The organism is Streptomyces sp. NBC_01426, assembly GCF_036231985.1.
Classification (GTDB): domain Bacteria; phylum Actinomycetota; class Actinomycetes; order Streptomycetales; family Streptomycetaceae; genus Streptomyces.
In genome coordinates this window covers 4826945-4844287 of the sequence record NZ_CP109500.1, presented here as the reverse complement: position 1 = coordinate 4844287, position 17343 = coordinate 4826945, and the positions used below count along the sequence as shown (strand labels likewise).

Annotated in this window: 20 protein-coding genes, 1 tRNA gene and 1 riboswitch; of the genes, 6 read left to right on the top strand and 15 right to left on the bottom strand. The window is 70.5% G+C overall.

Translation table 11 applies throughout. The annotated features are described in order from the left end of the window. Together OG906_RS21490 and OG906_RS21485 are read right to left on the bottom strand one after the other, a co-directional pair. On the bottom strand, positions 1-873 hold the full coding sequence (locus OG906_RS21490; protein ID WP_385645644.1) for an ABC transporter permease: 873 nt from the start codon (positions 871-873) through the stop codon (positions 1-3). Beyond that, positions 866-1681: an ABC transporter permease gene (locus OG906_RS21485; protein WP_329444983.1), complete on the bottom strand. Its 816-nt coding sequence runs from the start codon at positions 1679-1681 to the stop codon at positions 866-868. Before OG906_RS21485 ends, OG906_RS21490 begins: the two co-directional genes overlap by 8 nt. A 177-nt stretch (positions 1682-1858) precedes the next feature. Between OG906_RS21485 and OG906_RS21480 the strand changes: the two genes are divergently transcribed. Then, complete coding sequence (locus tag OG906_RS21480) at positions 1859-4387, top strand: transglycosylase domain-containing protein (protein ID WP_329444981.1); 2529 nt, start codon at positions 1859-1861, stop codon at positions 4385-4387. A gap of 39 nt (positions 4388-4426) precedes the next feature. Here OG906_RS21480 and OG906_RS21475 read toward each other — a convergent pair whose 3' ends face one another. From OG906_RS21475 to OG906_RS21465, 3 genes are all read right to left on the bottom strand, one after another. Continuing rightward, positions 4427-4747 carry a DMT family transporter gene (locus OG906_RS21475; protein WP_266947600.1) on the bottom strand — a complete coding sequence of 107 codons (321 nt, stop codon included), beginning with the start codon at positions 4745-4747 and terminating at the stop codon, positions 4427-4429. Positions 4748-4777: 30 nt separating this feature from the next. Further along, a riboswitch (guanidine-III (ykkC-III) riboswitch) is annotated at positions 4778-4860 on the bottom strand. A gap of 53 nt (positions 4861-4913) precedes the next feature. Further along, on the bottom strand, positions 4914-5216 hold the full coding sequence (locus OG906_RS21470; protein ID WP_267801653.1) for a GroES family chaperonin: 303 nt from the start codon (positions 5214-5216) through the stop codon (positions 4914-4916). Between the two features lie 88 nt (positions 5217-5304). Continuing rightward, complete coding sequence (locus tag OG906_RS21465; protein WP_267801647.1) at positions 5305-5694, bottom strand: DUF3618 domain-containing protein; 390 nt, start codon at positions 5692-5694, stop codon at positions 5305-5307. 59 nt (positions 5695-5753) lie between these two features. Here OG906_RS21465 and bcp point away from each other — a divergent pair, with 59 nt between their 5' ends. Both bcp and OG906_RS21455 read left to right on the top strand, forming a co-directional pair. Beyond that, a complete protein-coding gene (gene bcp, locus OG906_RS21460; RefSeq protein WP_267802811.1) occupies positions 5754-6221 on the top strand; it encodes a thioredoxin-dependent thiol peroxidase in 468 nt (155 codons plus the stop codon). 141 nt (positions 6222-6362) lie between these two features. Further along, positions 6363-6446 (top strand) — tRNA-Leu (locus tag OG906_RS21455). A gap of 45 nt (positions 6447-6491) precedes the next feature. On the opposite strand, the gene rdgB is transcribed toward OG906_RS21455, so the two are convergent. From rdgB to OG906_RS21435, 4 genes are all read right to left on the bottom strand, one after another. Further along, complete coding sequence (rdgB, locus tag OG906_RS21450; protein ID WP_267802812.1) at positions 6492-7103, bottom strand: RdgB/HAM1 family non-canonical purine NTP pyrophosphatase; 612 nt, start codon at positions 7101-7103, stop codon at positions 6492-6494. Between the two features lie 42 nt (positions 7104-7145). Then, complete coding sequence (locus OG906_RS21445) at positions 7146-7544, bottom strand: hypothetical protein (protein ID WP_329444977.1); 399 nt, start codon at positions 7542-7544, stop codon at positions 7146-7148. Positions 7545-7691: 147 nt separating this feature from the next. Beyond that, a complete protein-coding gene (rph, locus tag OG906_RS21440) occupies positions 7692-8426 on the bottom strand; it encodes a ribonuclease PH (protein WP_329444975.1) in 735 nt (244 codons plus the stop codon). A gap of 120 nt (positions 8427-8546) precedes the next feature. Further along, the gene (locus tag OG906_RS21435; RefSeq protein ID WP_267802835.1) at positions 8547-8840 is read right to left on the bottom strand and encodes a PTS glucose/sucrose transporter subunit IIB; all 294 of its coding nucleotides are present in this window, start codon (positions 8838-8840) and stop codon (positions 8547-8549) included. Positions 8841-9034: 194 nt separating this feature from the next. Between OG906_RS21435 and OG906_RS21430 the strand changes: the two genes are divergently transcribed. Together OG906_RS21430 and OG906_RS21425 are read left to right on the top strand one after the other, a co-directional pair. After that, positions 9035-10336, top strand: a complete 1302-nt coding sequence (locus tag OG906_RS21430; protein WP_267802815.1) for a PTS transporter subunit EIIC — start codon at positions 9035-9037, stop codon at positions 10334-10336. A 355-nt stretch (positions 10337-10691) separates the two neighbouring features. Then, a complete protein-coding gene (locus OG906_RS21425) occupies positions 10692-11963 on the top strand; it encodes a PTS transporter subunit EIIC (RefSeq protein ID WP_267802816.1) in 1272 nt (423 codons plus the stop codon). 95 nt (positions 11964-12058) lie between these two features. Here OG906_RS21425 and OG906_RS21420 read toward each other — a convergent pair whose 3' ends face one another. Continuing rightward, positions 12059-12811 carry an MBL fold metallo-hydrolase gene (locus OG906_RS21420; protein WP_267802817.1) on the bottom strand — a complete coding sequence of 251 codons (753 nt, stop codon included), beginning with the start codon at positions 12809-12811 and terminating at the stop codon, positions 12059-12061. 204 nt (positions 12812-13015) lie between these two features. On the opposite strand from OG906_RS21420, the gene OG906_RS21415 reads away from it, so the two are divergent. Continuing rightward, positions 13016-13435, top strand: coding sequence for a hypothetical protein (locus OG906_RS21415; RefSeq protein ID WP_329444972.1), 420 nt, complete (start codon positions 13016-13018; stop codon positions 13433-13435). A gap of 214 nt (positions 13436-13649) precedes the next feature. Here OG906_RS21415 and OG906_RS21410 read toward each other — a convergent pair whose 3' ends face one another. The 5 genes from OG906_RS21410 to OG906_RS21390 form a co-directional block, all read right to left on the bottom strand. Next, on the bottom strand, positions 13650-14600 hold the full coding sequence (locus OG906_RS21410) for a PLP-dependent cysteine synthase family protein (RefSeq protein ID WP_053683079.1): 951 nt from the start codon (positions 14598-14600) through the stop codon (positions 13650-13652). Continuing rightward, a complete protein-coding gene (locus tag OG906_RS21405; RefSeq protein ID WP_329444970.1) occupies positions 14600-14887 on the bottom strand; it encodes a MoaD/ThiS family protein in 288 nt (95 codons plus the stop codon). The genes OG906_RS21410 and OG906_RS21405 overlap by 1 nt, the downstream gene beginning before the upstream one ends. Positions 14888-14961: 74 nt before the next feature. Continuing rightward, positions 14962-15069, bottom strand: coding sequence for a putative leader peptide (locus tag OG906_RS21400; protein WP_311736929.1), 108 nt, complete (start codon positions 15067-15069; stop codon positions 14962-14964). Between the two features lie 77 nt (positions 15070-15146). Next, complete coding sequence (locus OG906_RS21395; RefSeq protein WP_329444969.1) at positions 15147-15569, bottom strand: M67 family metallopeptidase; 423 nt, start codon at positions 15567-15569, stop codon at positions 15147-15149. A gap of 134 nt (positions 15570-15703) precedes the next feature. Continuing rightward, complete coding sequence (locus tag OG906_RS21390) at positions 15704-17176, bottom strand: amino acid permease (protein WP_329444967.1); 1473 nt, start codon at positions 17174-17176, stop codon at positions 15704-15706. Positions 17177-17343 lie beyond the last annotated feature (167 nt).

Genomic DNA, 17343 nt, shown 5'->3' with positions numbered 1-17343 from the left:
TCAACTCCCCGTGCTGCGGTACGAACGAACTCCCGCGCGCCACGCCAGCGACGCGGGCAGGAACACCACGAAGGCCACCAGGGGGCTCAGGTAGGCCACCCATCCCGGCAGGCCCAGCGGGTCGGGCCGCCCCAGCACGTGCAGTGCGGGCAGCCAGTTGACGAAGGCCAGCGGCACGATGAAGGTCACCCCGCGCAGCAGGTCCTTCGCGAAGACGGTCGGCGGGTACTGGAGCATCGTGCAGCCGCCGTACGTGAAGGAGTTCTGCACCTCCGCCGCGTCGCCCGCGACGAACTGGAACGCCGCCCCGGCCACCATCACGGCCCCGAAGATCGCCGCCCCGGCCGTGATCATCACCGGCACCAGCAGCACCTTCCCGGGCGTCCACGCGACCTGGGGGCCCAGGGTCCAGAGCGCCCAGGTCAGCACCCCCAGCCCCTGCGCGATCCGACCCACCCGCCGCAACGCGAACCGGTCCGCCGCCACCTGCGCGAGCACCGGCACCGGCCGCACCAGCATCGTGTCGAGCGAGCCGTCCCGGATCCGGACGCCGATCCGGTCGGTGTTGCCCAGCAGCAGGTCGGCCAGGCCCAGGGAGGCCGAGCAGGACCCGTAGAGCAGGGCGATCTCGGGCAGCGTGAAGCCGCCCAGCTCGTCCACGTGCGAGAACATGATGAAGATCGTCACGAAGTCGAGCAGGGTGATCGCCGCGTTCCCGAAGGTGGACAGCAGGAACGAGGTCCGGTACGTCATCGTCGAGCGGATCCACATCGCCGCGATCAGCCCGTAGCCCCGCAGCCCCTCGCGCACCCGACCGCGTCGCGGGAGGTCCGGCAGCCCGACCGGCGGGCGCTCCAGCGTCACCTCAGCCACCCTGGACCACCACCTTGCGCGTCGCCGCCGACTGGACGAGCCGCCCCAGCCCCAACAGGACGGCCGCCCAGAACGCCTGGAACCCCAGGGCCTCTGCGGCGTCCCCGGCCCCGGAGTGCTTGCCCATCAGCACGTCCATCGGCACTTGGAGCATCGCCGCCCAGGGCAGGGCGCGGACGAGCTCCCCGAAGGCGCCGGGGAAGACGGTCAGCGGCAACAGCATCCCCGAGCAGAAGATCGACACGACGGTCGCCATCAGGTTGATCCCGGCCCCGTCCATCAGCCAGAACGCGGCCAGCCCGAGCAGGTAGCGCACCCCGAAGCCGACCACCAGTCCGAGCGTCACGGACACCAGGAAGAGTGCCCAGCGCAACGGGTCGGTGGGCAGCGCCAGCCGGAACGCGAGTGCGCCGGCCACGATCGGCAGGACCCCGCGCCCCAGCAGTTGGAAGGCGGCCCGGCCCAGGTCGGAGGCGAGCCACCACATCTGGAGGTCCGCCGGGCGGTACAGGTCCACGGCGATGTCCCCCGTGCGGACCCGCTCCTGGATCTCCTCCTGGAACCCGCCCCCGATGAGCGCGCCGGCCGCCAGCAGCGACTGGCTGACCCAGACGAAGGTGAGGGCCTCGGCCTGGTCGTACCCGCCGAGGCCGGGGCGCTCGTCCCAGAGCGCCATGTACGTGTACGCGACGATGAAACCGAACACGGTGTTGGTGAACACACCGGCGGCGGTCGCCGTCCCGTAGGTGGCGTAGCGCCGGAATCCGCCGGCCGCGACGGCCGTGTAGAGAGCAGCTCTCTGACGCACCGTATCCCTCCGTTTCCCACGTCGTTCCTGTGTCGGCCAAAGCGCGCGAGCTTAGTGCGGAGGGGCGATCCACGCGACCGTTTTATGCCCGTCCGGCGCGGAATCAGTGGCCATCAGGTAGACACCATGAGGGACAGATGTGGACATTTGGCACGGCGGCCGCGAGGAGCCCAGGAGATGAGCGACCAGTCACCACCCCCGGGCTGGACTCCTCGCGACCCGGACTCCCCCGACGAACCGCACCCGACCCCGACCGGCGGACGTGGGCCCGGGGGCACGCCCCGGGACGAGAGCGGCGGCGCGCACACCGCCGGGACCACCGGCCCGAGGCCCGGCAAGGCCGGGCGCCGGCGGACCGGTTGGCGCCGGATCCTCCCCACCTGGCGCATGCTGCTGGGCGGCGTCCTGCTGATCGCCCTGCTGATCGGCGGCGCCCTGGTCGCCGGCTACCTGCTGGTCGACATCCCGCCCGCCAACGCCGCCGCCACCGCCCAGTCCAACGTCTACCTCTACGCCGACGGCTCACCGCTCGCCCGTGACGGCGAGGTCGACCGGGTCAACGTCCCGCTCTCCCAGGTCCCGCTCACCGTCCAGGAGGCCGTACTGGCCGCCGAGGACCGGGACTTCCACTCCGAACGGGCGGTGGACCCCAAGGCGATGCTCCGCGCCGCCTGGAACACGCTCACCGGCAAGGGCAAGCAGTCCGGCTCGACCATCACCCAGCAGTACGTCAAGAACTACTACCTGGGTCAGGAACAGACGGTGAAGCGGAAGGCCAAGGAGTTCTTCATCGCGATCAAACTCGGCCGCGAGAAGTCGAAGGACTACATCCTGGAGGGCTATCTGAACTCCAGTTACTTCGGCCGCAACGCCTACGGCATCCAGGCCGCCGCCCAGGCCTACTACGGCAAGGACGTCGGCACGCTCGGCACCGCCGAGGGCGCCTACCTCGCCACCCTCCTCAACTCCCCCAGCGCCTTCGACGTCGTCGCCCACCCGCAGAGCCGCGACCGCGCCGTCGCCCGCTGGAACTACGTCCTCGACGGCATGGTGAAGAAGAAGTGGATGACCCCGGCCGAACGGGCGGCGGCCCGGTTCCCCGAACCGGGCCGACTCCGCCCGGCGGCAGGGCTCTCCGGACAGCGCGGCTACCTCGTCGAGGCCGTCAAGGACTACATCGTCGATCGCGGGATCCTCGACGACAAGACCCTCGCCGAGGGGGGCTACCGGATCGCCACGACCATCGACAAGCGCCGCCAGAACGCCTTCGTCGCCGCCGTCGACACCGAGCTGGTCTCCAAACTCGACCCGAAGAAGCGCGAGGCCGACCGCGTCGTGCGGGCCGGCGGAGTCTCCATCGACCCCGCCACCGGCAAGGTCGTCGCCATGTACGGCGGCATCGACTACACCCGGCAGTACGTGAACAACGCGACCCGGCACGACTACCAGGTGGCCTCGACCTTCAAGCCGTTCGTGTTCGCCGCCGCCGTCGAGAACGACTCCCGCACCCAGGACGGCCGTCTCATCACCCCGAACACCCTCTACAACGGCGACAACAAGCGCCGGGTCGTCGGCACCCGGCTGGTCTACGCGCCCGAGAACGAGGGCCAGTTGTCGTACGGGGAGATCACCGTGAACACCGCCACCGACCTCTCCGTCAACACCGTCTTCGCCCAGATGGTCGTCGACGTCGGCACCGACAAGGTCAAGAAGACCGCCGTCGCCCTCGGCATCCCCGCGAACACCCCGAACTGGGATCCCGGCCCGGCCATGGCGCTCGGCACCATCCAGGCCAGCGTCCTCGACATGACCCAGGCCTACGCGACGCTCGCCGACCACGGCCGCCGCACCCCGTACACCTTCCTGGAGAAGATCAGCAAGGGCGACCACACCGTCCGCCTCCCCGACCGCGCCCCGCAGCAGGCCGTCAGCCGCGAATCGGCGGACACCACCACCTCGATGCTGGTCAGCGTGGTGGACAACGGCACCGGCACGGCCGCGCTCGCCGCCGGCCGGCCGGCGGCCGGCAAAACCGGCACCGCCGAACTGGACCGGGCCGCCTGGTTCGCCGCGTACACCCCGGACCTGGTCACGGTGGTGTCGATGATGGGCCAGGACCCCGACACGGGCAGGCTGGAGTCCCTGTACGGGGCGCTCGGCGAGAACCGCATCGGCGGCGGCGGGTACCCGGCGCGCATCTGGGCGGCGTACACCAAGACGGCCCTGGAGACCACGGACCCCGTCGACTTCGACCTCGAACTCCAGGAGGGCGCGGCGCAACCCCCGGAGCCGCCCGTCGAGCCGAGCCGGCCGCAGCGGCCGGGCAGCCGGACCCCCGTGGCACCCGTACCGCCGAGCCGGCCCGCCCGGCCGACCGACGGCCGGGACCAGGGCGGCCGGGACCAGGGACGGACGCAGGGACAGGGGCAGAACGAGGGCCAGGGCCGCGACCAGGGGCAGACCAACGGCGGCCGGAACACGGGCGGCGACACCAACGGCGGGCAGAGCACCGGGGGCGACACCCAGGGCGGCCAGACCAACGGCGGCCAGAACACCGCGGGCCAGACCACCGGGGGCGACACCGGCGGTGGCCAGACCCAGGGCGGCCAGAGCGCCGGGGGCGACAGCCAGGGCGACCAGAGCCCGGGCCAGAGCCCCGGCGGGCCCCTCCGGGGTCGCCGTCCCCCGGCGGATTACCTGGAGTGACGCGCGCCGGCGCGGCGCGCACCACGGGGCGGCACCCGGTCAGTGACCCGAGGTCGCCTTCAGGCCCACGACGGCGACCAGCAGCAGGCAGATGAAGAAGATCCGGGCGGCGGTGACGGGCTCACCCAGCACCGCCATGCCCAGCACCGCCGCGCCGGCCGCGCCGATGCCCACCCAGACGCCGTAGGCCGTGCCGATCGGCAGGGTCTTGGCGGCGTAGGACAGCAGCACCATGCTGGCGACGATCCCGGCGCCGGTGAACACGCTGGGCCAGAGCCGGGTGAATCCCTCGGTGAACTTCATGCCGATCGACCAGCCGACTTCGAGCAGACCGGCGACGATGAGCAGAACCCAGGCCATGACAGGCACCTCCGGAACGAGAGCGAACGGGGTGCGTCGTCTTGTCGTACAGCCAAGGCCACCCGGTACGGCGCGTCTCGTCGGGGTTCCTCCCCACCGTAGCAAAGGACGACGAAAAGGGCCGGTGACCTCGGCCACCAGCCCTTCGCCCCGCTTGCCGGCGCGCCTACAGGTACAGCCCGGTGGAGTCCTCGGACCCCGCGAGCCGCTCCGCGGCCACCGCGTGCAGGTCCCGCTCGCGCATCAGCACGTACGTCGCCCCGCGCACCTCGACCTCGGCCCGGTCCTCGGGGTCGTACAACACCCGGTCGCCGGGCTCCACGCCGCGCACGTTCTGTCCGACCGCGACGACCTCGGCCCAGGCGAGCCGCTTGCCCACCGCGGCCGTCGCCGGGATCAGGATGCCGCCGCCCGAGCGCCGCTCGCCCTCGGGGGAGTCGGATCGCACGAGCACGCGATCGTGCAGCATGCGGATGGGCAGCTTGTCGTGGGTGGTGGTGTCGTCGCTCACGCCCCGAACCTACCCGCCCGTGCGCCCGGTGTACGCCGGCGGGCCATCAGCGCTTGCGGCGCACGGCCAGCACCACCAGACCGACGACACCGACCGCGAACAGCGCGACCGGCACGATCCGTTCGAGGCGCGGCGCCCCGTCGTCGTGCCGCAGGCCGTCCTTCACGTCCGTCACCAGACGGTTGGCGGCGACGACGGCACGCCCGGCGGTGTGGTCGACGACGCCGACCACCCGGGCCTTGGCGTCCCCGACGATCGTCTTGGGGTGCACGCGCACACCGATCTCGTCGAGCGTCTCGGCCAGCTGCTCCCGGCGGCGGACGATGTCCGCCTCGATCTGTGCGGGGGTCCTGGCTTCCTGTGCGGGGGTCCTGGCTTCCGGCACCGCGCTGCCTCCGTCGTCGTGGTCGGTCGTGAAGGGGGCGTAGCCCACCATGAACAGTCTGTCAGCTTAGTCTCGGACCGTACCGATCCCCTCCCGAGGAGACTCCTGACATGAGCGAGCGACTTGAGCCGGGCGACACCGCCCCCGCCTTCACCCTGCCCGACGCGGACGGCAACGAGGTCTCGCTTGCCTCCCACAAGGGCCGCAAGGTCATCGTGTACTTCTATCCGGCCGCCCTGACCCCGGGCTGCACCAAGCAGGCGTGCGACTTCACGGACAATCTGGCCGCACTGGCCCAGGCGGGTTACGACGTCATCGGCGTCTCCCCCGACAAGCCGGAGAAGCTGGCGAAGTTCCGCGAGCAGGAGAACCTGAAGGTGACCCTGGTCGGCGACCCGTCGAAGGAGGTCCTGGCGGCGTACGGGGCCTTCGGCGAGAAGAAGCTGTACGGCAAGACGGTCACCGGGGTCATCCGCTCGACGGTGGTCGTGGACGAGGACGGCAAGGTCGAGCGGGCCTTCTACAACGTCAAGGCCACCGGCCACGTGGCCAAGATCATCAAGGATCTGGGCATCTGATCCGGCTCCGGGGGCCCGCGTCCGCGGCGCCCCAACTGCCGGGCGACCTACGGCACATGGTGCCGGGGAGGCCGTCGCCGTGCGATCGGCCGGTCCTGTCGGCCCGGGCCGCCGGCTGCCCGCTATCATGGCAGGCGGCCGGCGGCGGTGGCGCAACGGCGACGCAGCAGACTTAGGATCTGTGGCCCGTGAAACGGCTTGAGGGTTCGAATCCCTTCCGCCGCACCCATGAGGGCCTGTGCATCGCATGCGATCCACAGGCCCTTCGTGCTACCCGAGCAGTTCGCGGATCACCGGGACCAGCGCCCGGAAGGCCTGACCCCGGTGGGAGATGGCGTTCTTCTCCGCCGCGGTGAGTTCCGCGCAGGTACGGGTGTCGCCCGAGGGCTCGAGGATCGGGTCGTAGCCGAAGCCGCCGGCGCCGGCCGGGGTGTGGCGCAGGGTGCCCAGGAGCCGGCCTTCGACGACGCGTTCGGTGCCGTCCGGGAGGGCGAGGGCGGCGGCGCAGGCGAAGTGGGCGCCGCGGTGCTCGTCGGCGATGTCCCCGATCTGGGCCAGGAGCAGGTCCAGGTTGGCCTGGTCGTCGCCGTGGGTGCCGGCCCAGCGGGCGGAGAAGATGCCGGGGGCGCCGTTCAGGACGTCCACGCAGAGGCCGGAGTCGTCGGCCACGGCCGGCAGGCCGGTGGCTCGGGCGAGGGCGTGCGCCTTGAGCAGGGCGTTCTCGGCGAAGGTGACGCCGGTTTCCTTGACGTCGGGGATCTCCGGGTACGCGTCCGCGCCGACCAGCTCGTGCGGCAGGCCGGCGTCGGACAGGATGGCGTGGAGTTCGGAGATCTTGCCCGCGTTGCGGGTGGCGAGGATCAGGCGCGGCGAGGTCGTCATGCGCCGATTATCCCGCGCCGCCCGCCGGCGCCCGGCGACGGGTCAGCCGGGGGTGCAGACCTTGGAGATCTCCGAGGCGGCGTCGGCGACCGGCTGGATGTCGGGGTTGACGTTGCCGCCCTCGATGGAGGTGCGGACGTTCTTCACGGCGGCGGTCATCGAGTCGATGGCCTTGCCCAGGTCGGCGTTGTCGGTCTGGTCGCCGATCTTCTTCAGGTTGGCGTCGATGGTGTTGAGCGCGTTCTGCGCGTCCTGCGGGCTGTTGCCGGCCTGCGAGACCGCCTGCTGGAGGTCGTTGGCGCTGTCCGCGATGGCCACGGCCGTGTTGGCACAGTCCATCGCGGTGGAGATGGCGTCGCAGGAGGTGAGCGCCGGGACGGCGAGGGCGGCCGCGATGGCGACGGCGGCTATGCGGTGCTTCGGCTTGGGCGTGAGCTTCATGCGGGTCCCCCCGGAAGTCGTGGATGCCCGGGTCCACGGGGCGCGGATACCCGGATGCGCGGGTACGTGGACGGGCGCACGGTGGTGACACCGTGCGCCCGTACCCGCGTATCCGCGTAGACGCCGGGCGACGCCCGGCGGTTGCCGTCAGGGGCTCTGGAGCTCCAGGGCGCCGAGCTGGAGGGCCCGGAGGTCGGCGCAGCCGCCGGCGGCGAGGTCGAGCAGGGCGTTGAGTTCCTTGCGGTCGAAGGGCTCGCCCTCGGCGGTGCCCTGGACCTCGACGAAGCGGCCGTCGCCGGTGCAGACGACGTTCATGTCGGTCTCGGCGCGCACGTCCTCCTCGTAGCAGAGGTCGAGGAGGGGTTCGCCGTCGACGATGCCGACGCTGACGGCGGCCACGGTGCCGACCAGGGGCTTGCGGCCTGCCTTGATCAGCTTCTTCTTCTGGCCCCAGGCGACGGCGTCGGCGAGGGCGACGTAGGCGCCGGTGATGGCGGCGGTGCGGGTGCCGCCGTCGGCCTGGAGGACGTCGCAGTCGAGGACGATCGTGTTCTCGCCGAGGGCCTTGTAGTCGATGACGGCGCGCAGCGAGCGGCCGATCAGGCGGGAGATCTCGTGGGTGCGGCCGCCGATCTTGCCGCGGACGGACTCGCGGTCGCCGCGGGTGTTCGTGGAGCGGGGCAGCATCGAGTACTCGGAGGTGACCCAGCCTTCGCCGCTTCCCTTGCGCCAGCGCGGGACGCCTTCGGTGAAGGAGGCGGTGCAGAAGACCTTGGTGTCGCCGAAGGAGATGAGGACGGAGCCCTCTGCGTGCTTGCTCCATCCGCGTTCGATGGTGACCGGGCGGAGCTGTTCGGGCGTGCGGCCGTCGATGCGAGACATGGTGGCGAGCCTAGTCGGTGCGGGGGTACGAGAAGACCCCGTCCGGGTCGGTCCGGTACGGGGTCCTGATCGTGCGGGCGCGGGGTGCGCGCGCGGGTGTGCCGAGCGGGTGGGCTCAGCTCACATCATGTCTTCGATGTCGGCGGCGATCGGGTCGGCGTCGGTGCCGATGACGACCTGGATCGCGGTGCCCATCTTGACGACGCCGTGGGCGCCGGCGGCCTTCAGCGCGACCTCGTCGACCAGGCCCGGGTCCTTGACCTCGGTGCGCAGGCGGGTGATGCAGCCCTCGACCTCTTCGATGTTGTCGATGCCGCCGAGCCCGGCGACGATCTTCTCAGCCTTGGTGGCCATGTGTTTCTCCCTGAGTGTTACGAAGAACGAGTCTCGGCGGCCGGATGCCTGACTGCCCATCCGGGAGATCCGCTTCGTCACGGTAACTCACGGTTGGCCCATCTACACGAGCGCGTGCCCGGCATCTGCCGAATGATGACGATCAACATCAACCTGCCCTCCGGGCGGGGAAATGCCGTCGCATCACAAGTGGTCTACACCAGTGTGCCGCACGTGGCGCGACTGCCAAAACGGGCCGGTCAGGGAGGACGCCGATGAGCACGAGCAGCGCTGCGGCAGCACCGCGACAGCAGCGGTGGAACGGCCTGTTCCAAGGGCTGCAGAAGATGGGGCGGAGCCTCCAGCTGCCCATCGCCGTGCTGCCCGCCGCGGGCATCCTCAACCGGCTCGGCCAGCCCGACGTCTTCGGCGCGGAGGGCCTCGGCTGGAACGACGTGGCCAGGGTGATGGCGAGCGCGGGCGGCTCCCTGCTCAACGCCGACCTGGGCCTCCCCCTCCTCTTCTGCATCGGCGTCGCGATCGGCATGGCCAAGAAGGCCGACGGCTCGACCGCGCTGGCCTCGGTCGTGGGCTTCCTCGTCTACCGGAGCGTGCTGCGCGCCTTCCCCCAGCCCTGCCCGGAGGGGACCCGCGACATCGGGGGCGGCTGCCTGGGGGCCGACGGCGCGTTCGCCGAGTACACCTTCCAGAACCCCGGGGTCTTCGGCGGCATCGTGATGGGCCTGCTGTCGGCCTGGTTCTGGCAGCGCTACCACCGGGTGAAGCTGGTCGACTGGTTGGGCTTCTTCAACGGCCGGCGGCTGGTCCCGATCATCATGGCGTTCGTCGCGATCGGGTTCGCCGTCATCTGCCTGTGGATCTGGCCGCCGATCGGTGACGCGCTGGAGAGCTTCTCCGACTGGCTGGTGGGGCTGAGCTCGTGGGGCGCGGGCATCTTCGGCGTCGCGAACCGCGCGCTGCTGGTGATCGGCCTGCACCAGTTCCTGAACGTGCCGGTGTGGTTCCAGTTCGGCAGCTACACCAAGCCGGACGGACAGGTGGTCCACGGCGACATCGCCATGTTCCTGGCGGGCGACCCGAACGCCGGACAGTTCCTCTCCGGCTTCTTCCCGATCATGATGTTCGCGCTCCCGGCGGCGGCGCTCGCCATCACGCACTGCGCGAAGCCGGCCCGCCGCAAGGAGGTCGGCGGCCTGATGCTGTCGGTGGCCCTGACGTCCTTCGTCACCGGCATCACCGAGCCGCTGGAGTACTCGTTCCTGTTCGTGGCGCCGCTGCTCTACGTGATCCACGCGCTGCTGACGGGTGTCTCGATGGCGGTGACGTGGGCGTTCGGCGTCCACGACGGCTTCAGCTTCTCGGCCGGCCTGATCGACTACGTCATCAACTGGGGGCTCGCCACGAAGCCCTGGCTGATCATCCCGATCGGCCTGGGATTCGCGGCCGTCTACTACGCGGTCTTCCGCTTCGCGATCACGAAGTTCGACATCCCGACGCCGGGTCGGGAGACGGACGAGGAGATCGAGGCGATGGAGGCGGACAACACCAAGGCGTAGCGGCGGGCCCCGACCGCACGGAACCCGCGCGGGCGGTCACGGGCCGGACGGCGCCGGCCGGTGGCACGACCTCGCCAAAACAGTGGATATAGTCGCAGGACGGGCTCAAGTCCCGGACGTCAAGGCCCTCGGACCCTCAGGTTTCCGGGGGCTTTTGCCACGTGTGCCCCCATGTGGTCCGGGCCACGAAAATGACGGGTTCCTTACGTAGACCTCACCGTGCTACAACTGGTCTACACCACTAAGTGGTGTAGACCATGAGGGCTTGTCCGGCCCCGGGTCCCCCCTTTCTGAGACGCCGCCAAGCCCCCGTTTCCATGTCCCCGGGCGGCGCCTTGCCCACTGGAGGAAGACCATGTCCACAGCCACCGCTGCGGAAACGAAGAAGGGCGCTGGCGTGATGGCCGTCATGCAGCGCATCGGCCGGAGCCTCATGCTCCCCGTCGCGGTGCTGCCGGCAGGCGCACTCCTGCTCCGCCTGGGCGCGGACGACATGCTCGGCGACAAGGACGTCTTCCCGACGTTCATCCTCAAGATCGCCGGCTACATGGCCGCCGGTGGTGGCGCGATCCTCGACAACATGGCGCTGCTGTTCGCCGTGGGCATCGCGATCGGCTTCGCGAAGAAGTCGGACGGCTCGACCGCCCTCGCCGCGGTCACCGGCTACCTGGTCTTCCAGAAGGTGCTCGCCACCTTCACCGACGGCAACCTGCCGAAGGTCGCCAAGGTCGTCGGCGGCAAGATCGTCAACGTCGACGCCCCGGTCAACGCCGGCGTGCTCGGCGGTGTCGTGATGGGTGTCATCACCGCGCTGCTCTACCAGAAGTTCTACCGGACCAAGCTGCCGGACTGGGCGGGCTTCTTCGGCGGCCGCCGCCTCGTCCCGATCCTCTCCGCCCTCGCGGGTCTGGTCACCGGCATCGTCTTCGGCCTCATCTGGCCGGTCCTCGGCACGGGTCTGCACAACTTCGGTGAGTGGCTGACCGGTTCCGGCGCCGTCGGCGCGGGCATCTTCGGTGTCGCCAACCGTGCGCTCATCCCGATCGGCATGCACCACCTGCTGAACTCCTTCCCGTGGTTCCAGGCCGGTTCCTTCGACACCGCCAACGGTGCCGTCCACGGTGACATCGCCCGCTTCCTCGCCGGTGACCCGAGCGCCGGACAGTTCATGACCGGCTTCTTCCCGATCATGATGTTCGCCCTCCCGGCCGCCTGTCTCGCGATCGTCCACTGTGCCCGTCCCGAGCGCCGCAAGGTCGTCGGCGGCATGATGCTCTCCCTCGCGCTCACCGCGTTCGTCACCGGTGTGACCGAGCCCATCGAGTTCACCTTCATGTTCATCGCCCCGGTGCTGTACGCGATCCACGCGGTCCTGACCGGTGTCTCGCTGGCCCTCACCTGGGCCCTGGGCATGCGGGACGGCTTCGGCTTCTCCGCCGGCGCGGTCGACTTCCTGCTGAACCTGGGCATCGCGAACAACCCGTGGGGCCTGGTCGCCGTCGGCCTCTGCTTCGCGGTCCTGTACTACTTCGTCTTCCGCTTCGCGATCACCAAGTTCAACCTTCCGACGCCGGGCCGCGAGTCCGACGAGGAGCTCGCCGAGCTGCAGAAGGCCGAGGCCAAGTAGGCCCCGCGCCACCCCGTACGACGAAGCCCCCGCGCTCCCGGAAGGGAGGGCGGGGGCTTCGTCGTACGGGGTGGGCGCGAGACGACGCCGGTGCGTCAGACCTCGTAGACGGCGCCCGGGTGCGCGAGGTCGACCCGGCCGTCGTAGACCGCGCGGGCGTCGGCGAGGTTCTGCTCGGCGTCCGTCCACGGCGGCACGTGGGTCAGGACGAGCCGGCCGACCTTGCCGCCGCGCGCGTACTCGCCGGCCTCGCGGCCGTTGAGGTGGAGGTCCGGGATGTCCTCCTTGCCGTGCGTGAAGGAGGCCTCGCACAGGAAGAGGTCGGCGCCCTCGGCCAACAGGCCCAGCTCGGCGCAGGTCCCGGTGTCCCCGGAGTAGGTGAGGGAGCGGCCCTCGTGCTCGACGCGGATGGCGTAGGAGTCGACGGGGTGGCAGACCTTCTCGGTGCGGACCTGGAACGGGCCGATCTCGAAGCTGCCGGACTTCAGGGTGCGGAAGTCGAAGACCTCGCTCATCGAGTTCGCGTCGGGCACGTCCTCGTACGCCGTGGTGAGCCGCTGTTCGGTGCCCTCGGGTCCGTAGACGGGGATCGTCCCGCAGCGACCGCCCTCGTGCCGGTAGTAGCGGGCGACGAAGTACGCGCACATGTCGATGCAGTGGTCGGCGTGCAGGTGGCTCAGGAAGATCGCGTCGAGGTCGTAGAGACCGCAGTGGCGCTGGAGGGCTCCGAGGGAACCGTTGCCCATGTCGAGGAGCAGCCGGAAGCCGTCGGCCTCGACGAGGTAGCTCGAACAGGCCGATTCCGCGGACGGGAACGACCCCGAGCAGCCGACGACGGTGAGCTTCATGGAGCGTGAACCTCCGTGGACGGTCCGTGGACGGAATGCGGGCCGTGCGTGGGTCGAGCGTAAGGCGCGAAACGTCCGGTCGCTCCTCCGCGGCGGGCCGTTGTGGGGCGAATCACCTGTGCTGTCACCCGGGGGAGCGACGGCGGGTACGGACGTTGCCACCGCCGCCGCGCCGGGGGGCCGTCGCGAGACTACGGTCGGAACATGGACACGTCCTGGTGGCCCGCCGTGGCCGCGGCCGTCGCCGTGGTCGTGCTGGTGCTGGTCCCCGGGCCGGGCCGGTGGGTCGGGCGGAGCCGTACGACGCCGCACGGTCCGGGGCCGCCGCCCCGGGTGCGGCCGGGTGAGCTGTGGACCCTGGCGGACGGGCGGCCGTGCCTGGTGTTGTCCGTGCGGGCCCGTCCGGCGCGGGCGCGGGTCGCGTGGATCACCCGCAAGTACGACGACCGGCGCGCGGGGGTGATCCCGTTGCCGCCGGGAGTGGTCGGGGCGCAGGGCCGCAAGAGCTTCCTGGAGGCGGACCGGCCGCAGGAGGTGTCCCTGTGGGAGTTCGCCCACCGGTCGGGCGTGGTGGACCCGACGGTGTGGGACGAGGTCAAGGGACTCGGCGGAGGGACGGGATGACGGGTCGACGGTGCGGGTGCGGCGCGTCGACGACGCCCCCGATCCGGGGGCGGAGAGTGTACGGGTCCTGGCGGAGCCGCTCCGGGCCGGCTCGGCCGGCCGGCCCCGCCGAGCAGATCCCGCCGACCCCGCCGGGCCGAGCCCGTCCCCGCGGGGCGGGGCCGGGCCGGGCACGGGCGGTGCGGTCGGGCTCGGGCCGGAGCCGCGGTGGGGCTCAGGCCCAGAGCTGACCCTGGAGGACCTCGATGGCCTCCTCCGTCGTCTCGGCCGTGTAGACGCCGGTGGACAGGTACTTCCAGCCGCCGTCCGCGACCACGAAGACGATGTCGGCGCTCTCGCCGGCCGCGACCGCCTTGCGGCCCACGCCGATCGCCGCGTGCAGGGCGGCGCCCGTGGAGACGCCCGCGAAGATGCCCTCCTCGCGCAGGAGTTCCCGGGTACGGGTGACCGCGTCGGCCGAGCCGACCGAGAAGCGGGTGGTCAGCACCGAGGCGTCGTACAGCTCGGGGACGAAGCCCTCGTCGAGGTTGCGCAGCCCGTAGACCAGGTCGTCGTAGCGGGGTTCCGCGGCGACGATCCTGACGCCGGGCACGTGCTCGCGCAGGTAGCGGCCGACGCCCATCAGGGTGCCGGTGGTGCCCAGGCCCGCGACGAAGTGGGTGATCGACGGGAGGTCGGCGAGGATCTCCGGGCCGGTCGTGGCGTAGTGGGCGCCCGCGTTGTCCGGGTTCCCGTACTGGTAGAGCATCACCCAGTCGGGGTGCTCGGCCGCCAGTTCCTTCGCCACCCGCACGGCGGTGTTCGAACCGCCCGCCGCCGGGGACGGGATGATCTCGGCTCCCCACATCCGAAGGAGGTCGCGGCGCTCCTGCGAGGTGTTCTCGGGCATGACGCACACGATCCGGTAGCCCTTGAGCTTCGCCGCCATGGCGAGCGAGATGCCCGTGTTGCCGGAGGTGGGCTCCAGGATGGTGCAGCCCGGGAACAGCCGACCGTCCTTCTCGGCCTGCTCGACCATGTGGAGCGCGGGGCGGTCCTTGATCGAGCCGGTCGGGTTCCGGTCCTCCAGCTTCGCCCAGATCCGCACGTCGGCGGAGGGCGAGAGCCGGGGCAGCCGGACCAGCGGCGTGTTGCCCACGGCCGCGAGCGGGGAGTCGTAACGCATTACTTGGCGCCGCCGGCCACGGCCGGGAGGATGGTGACGCTGTCGCCGTCCTTGAGCTCGGTGGAGATGCCCGCGAGGAAGCGGACGTCCTCGTCGTTGAGGTAGACGTTCACGAAGCGGCGCAGCTCGCCGCCCTTGGACTCGTCGACGATGCGCTCCTGGATGCCCTTGTGGCGGGTCTCCAGGTCCGAGAACAGGTCGGCCAGGGTGCTGCCCTCACCGGTGACGGCCTTCTCGCCGTCGGTGTAGGTGCGGAGGATGGTGGGGATGCGGACCTCGATGGCCATGGCAGGCTCCAGTGTCGTCTAAGCGTGAAGAGGGGGAACGCGCGTGGGGGCCCAGCGCGGCAGGGCTGTGGTGCTCAGGCAGCAGGACAGATGGCGCTTGCGAGGCGGCACAGGTCGACGTGCAGCCGCGCCACGAGCAGCAGCCTGCCGGGCGTCTCGATGCTCACGTCGTGGGAAACCATGCGGTCATGTTAACGATTCCCGGTCCCCCGTTTGGAGTGTGATCCCGCATCGTGGACCGATACCGCTCACATACTGGTCAGTAGGCCTCGACGACCCGTACTTCCTCCTCCGAGATCACCCCGTCGACGATCCGGTACGAGCGGAACTGGAACTCTCCGAGCCCGTCCTGGTCGGCCGTCGAGACCAGCACGTAGTGCGCTCCGGGCTCGTTGGCGTAGGTGACGTCGGTGCGCGAGGGGTAGGCCTCGGTCGCGGTGTGCGAGTGGTAGACGATCGCGGGTTCCTCGTCGCGGTCGTCCAGTTCGCGGTAGAGCTTGAGCAGGTCCTTGGAGTCGAACTCGTAGAACGTGGGCGACCGGGCCGCGTTCAGCATCGGGATGAACCGCTCCGGGCGGCCGGTGCCCGCCGGGCCGGCCACGATCCCGCACGCCTCGTCGGGGTGGTCCTTGCGGGCGTGCTCCACGATCCGGTCGTACAGCGTCTGGGTGAGGGTCAGCATGAGCGACAGGATAAGCAGACGGGCCCGCTCGTACCGAGGCGTGGTACGAGCGGGCCCGAATGGCGGACACGAGGCCCCGGATCGCCGGGGCCGGCGCGGTTCCCGGCCGTGACAGGCGGCCGGGACCCGCGGGGCTAGGCGCCCTTCGAGACCTCGTCGGCCGGGGTGGACCCGGCGCTCTTGTCGAAGGCGGCGCCCGACGGGTTGCGGGACTTCATGACCAGGTACGAGACACCCAGGATCAGGCCCCACAGCGGGGCGCAGTACAGCGAGACCCGCGCGTCCTTGTCGGCGCCCATCATCACGATGACCATGCCGATGAAGAGCAGCGCGAACCAGCTCGTGTACGGGGCTCCGGGCGCCCGGAACGGGGACTGCGGGAGCAGGCCGCGGTCCGCCTTGGCGCGGTAGCGGATCTGGCAGACCAGGATCATGATCCAGGCCCACATGCCCGAGATGGTGGCGAAGGAGACGACGTAGTCGAAGGCCTTGCCCGGGGCGACGTAGTTGATCCAGACGCCGACCAGCATCAGGGCGGCGGAGAAGGTGGTGCCGATGAGCGGGGTGCCGCTCTTGGTGAGCTTCGTGAAGAACTTCGGGCCCTGGCCGTTGAGCGCGAGGTCGCGCAGCATGCGGCCGGTGGAGTACATGCCCGAGTTGCAGGACGACAGGGCGGCGGTCAGCACGACGAAGTTGACGATGGCGGCGCCGACGCCGAGGCCCATCTTCTCGAAGGCGGCCACGAAGGGGCTGACACCGGGCTGGAACTCGTGCCACGGGACGACCGACAGGATCATGATCAGCGCGCCGACGTAGAAGACGGCGATGCGCCACGGCACGGTGTTGATGGCCTTGGGCAGGGTCTTCTCGGGGTTCTTGGACTCGCCGGCGGTGACGCCGACCAGCTCGACCGCGAGGAAGGCGAACATGACGATCTGCAGGGTCATCAGCGTGCCGCCGATGCCCTTGGGGAAGAAGCCGCCGTCGTTCCACAGATTCGTGACGGTCGCCGTGTCGGCGGCGTCGGAGAAGCCGATGGTGAGGATGCCGGCGCAGATCAGGATCATGCCGACGATGGCGGTGACCTTGACCATGGAGAACCAGAACTCCAGCTCACCGAAGAGCTTCACGGAGATCAGGTTGGCGCCGTAGAGGATGACCGTGAAGATCAGCGCGTACGCCCATTGCGGGAAGCTGTCATGGGTCCAGTACGACATGTACTGCGCGGCCGCGGTGACCTCGGTGATGCCGGTGACCACCCAGAACAGCCAGTACGTCCAGCCGGTCACGTACCCCCAGAAGGGGCCGAGGAACTCGCGGGCGTAGTCCGAGAACGACCCGGACACGGGGCGGTACATGAGCAGCTCGCCGAGGGCGCGCATGATGAAGAAGATGACCAGGCCCGCGATGGCGTAGGCCAGGATCAGGCTGGGGCCGGCCTTGGAGATGGCCTTGCCCGCTCCCAGGAAGAGGCCGGTGCCGATGGCCCCGCCGATCGCGATCATCTGGATCTGGCGGGCGCCGAGTGCGCGGTGGTAACCCTCGCCGCCCTCGGCCCCGGTGCCCTCGCCGGGCGTCTTGTCGTGCTCGACCTGCACAGAGGTCATGTCTGGTGCGCCTTTCTCCACGCCGACCCGCGCCTTCGAAAGGCTGCGGATCGGGTCCTCGATCCCCCCGGATACGGATGGAGTTGCACGCCGGCGATCAGCCGGTTCAAGCGAGCCGGGGGACATGGGTGGCGCCCCGTCGGCAGTCGTGAAGATTTATCACGGGC

Coding starts and splice junctions, on each gene's coding strand:
- OG906_RS21465 (WP_267801647.1), bottom strand. CDS start 5,694: ATGGTGGGCTACGCCCCCTTCACGACCGACCACGACGACGGAGGCAGC.
- OG906_RS21400 (WP_311736929.1), bottom strand. CDS start 15,069: ATGGTTTCCCACGACGTGAGCATCGAGACGCCCGGCAGGCTGCTGCTC.
- OG906_RS21395 (WP_329444969.1), bottom strand. CDS start 15,569: ATGCTGACCCTCACCCAGACGCTGTACGACCGGATCGTGGAGCACGCC.
- OG906_RS21470 (WP_267801653.1), bottom strand. CDS start 5,216: ATGCTGCACGATCGCGTGCTCGTGCGATCCGACTCCCCCGAGGGCGAG.
- OG906_RS21435 (WP_267802835.1), bottom strand. CDS start 8,840: ATGGGCAGTCAGGCATCCGGCCGCCGAGACTCGTTCTTCGTAACACTC.
- OG906_RS21480 (WP_329444981.1), top strand. CDS start 1,859: ATGAGCGACCAGTCACCACCCCCGGGCTGGACTCCTCGCGACCCGGAC.
- rdgB (WP_267802812.1), bottom strand. CDS start 7,103: ATGACGACCTCGCCGCGCCTGATCCTCGCCACCCGCAACGCGGGCAAG.
- rph (WP_329444975.1), bottom strand. CDS start 8,426: ATGTCTCGCATCGACGGCCGCACGCCCGAACAGCTCCGCCCGGTCACC.
- OG906_RS21425 (WP_267802816.1), top strand. CDS start 10,692: ATGTCCACAGCCACCGCTGCGGAAACGAAGAAGGGCGCTGGCGTGATG.
- bcp (WP_267802811.1), top strand. CDS start 5,754: ATGAGCGAGCGACTTGAGCCGGGCGACACCGCCCCCGCCTTCACCCTG.
- OG906_RS21420 (WP_267802817.1), bottom strand. CDS start 12,811: ATGAAGCTCACCGTCGTCGGCTGCTCGGGGTCGTTCCCGTCCGCGGAA.
- OG906_RS21390 (WP_329444967.1), bottom strand. CDS start 17,176: ATGACCTCTGTGCAGGTCGAGCACGACAAGACGCCCGGCGAGGGCACC.
- OG906_RS21445 (WP_329444977.1), bottom strand. CDS start 7,544: ATGAAGCTCACGCCCAAGCCGAAGCACCGCATAGCCGCCGTCGCCATC.
- OG906_RS21405 (WP_329444970.1), bottom strand. CDS start 14,887: ATGGCCATCGAGGTCCGCATCCCCACCATCCTCCGCACCTACACCGAC.
- OG906_RS21415 (WP_329444972.1), top strand. CDS start 13,016: ATGGACACGTCCTGGTGGCCCGCCGTGGCCGCGGCCGTCGCCGTGGTC.
- OG906_RS21430 (WP_267802815.1), top strand. CDS start 9,035: ATGAGCACGAGCAGCGCTGCGGCAGCACCGCGACAGCAGCGGTGGAAC.
- OG906_RS21475 (WP_266947600.1), bottom strand. CDS start 4,747: ATGGCCTGGGTTCTGCTCATCGTCGCCGGTCTGCTCGAAGTCGGCTGG.
- OG906_RS21410 (WP_053683079.1), bottom strand. CDS start 14,600: ATGCGTTACGACTCCCCGCTCGCGGCCGTGGGCAACACGCCGCTGGTC.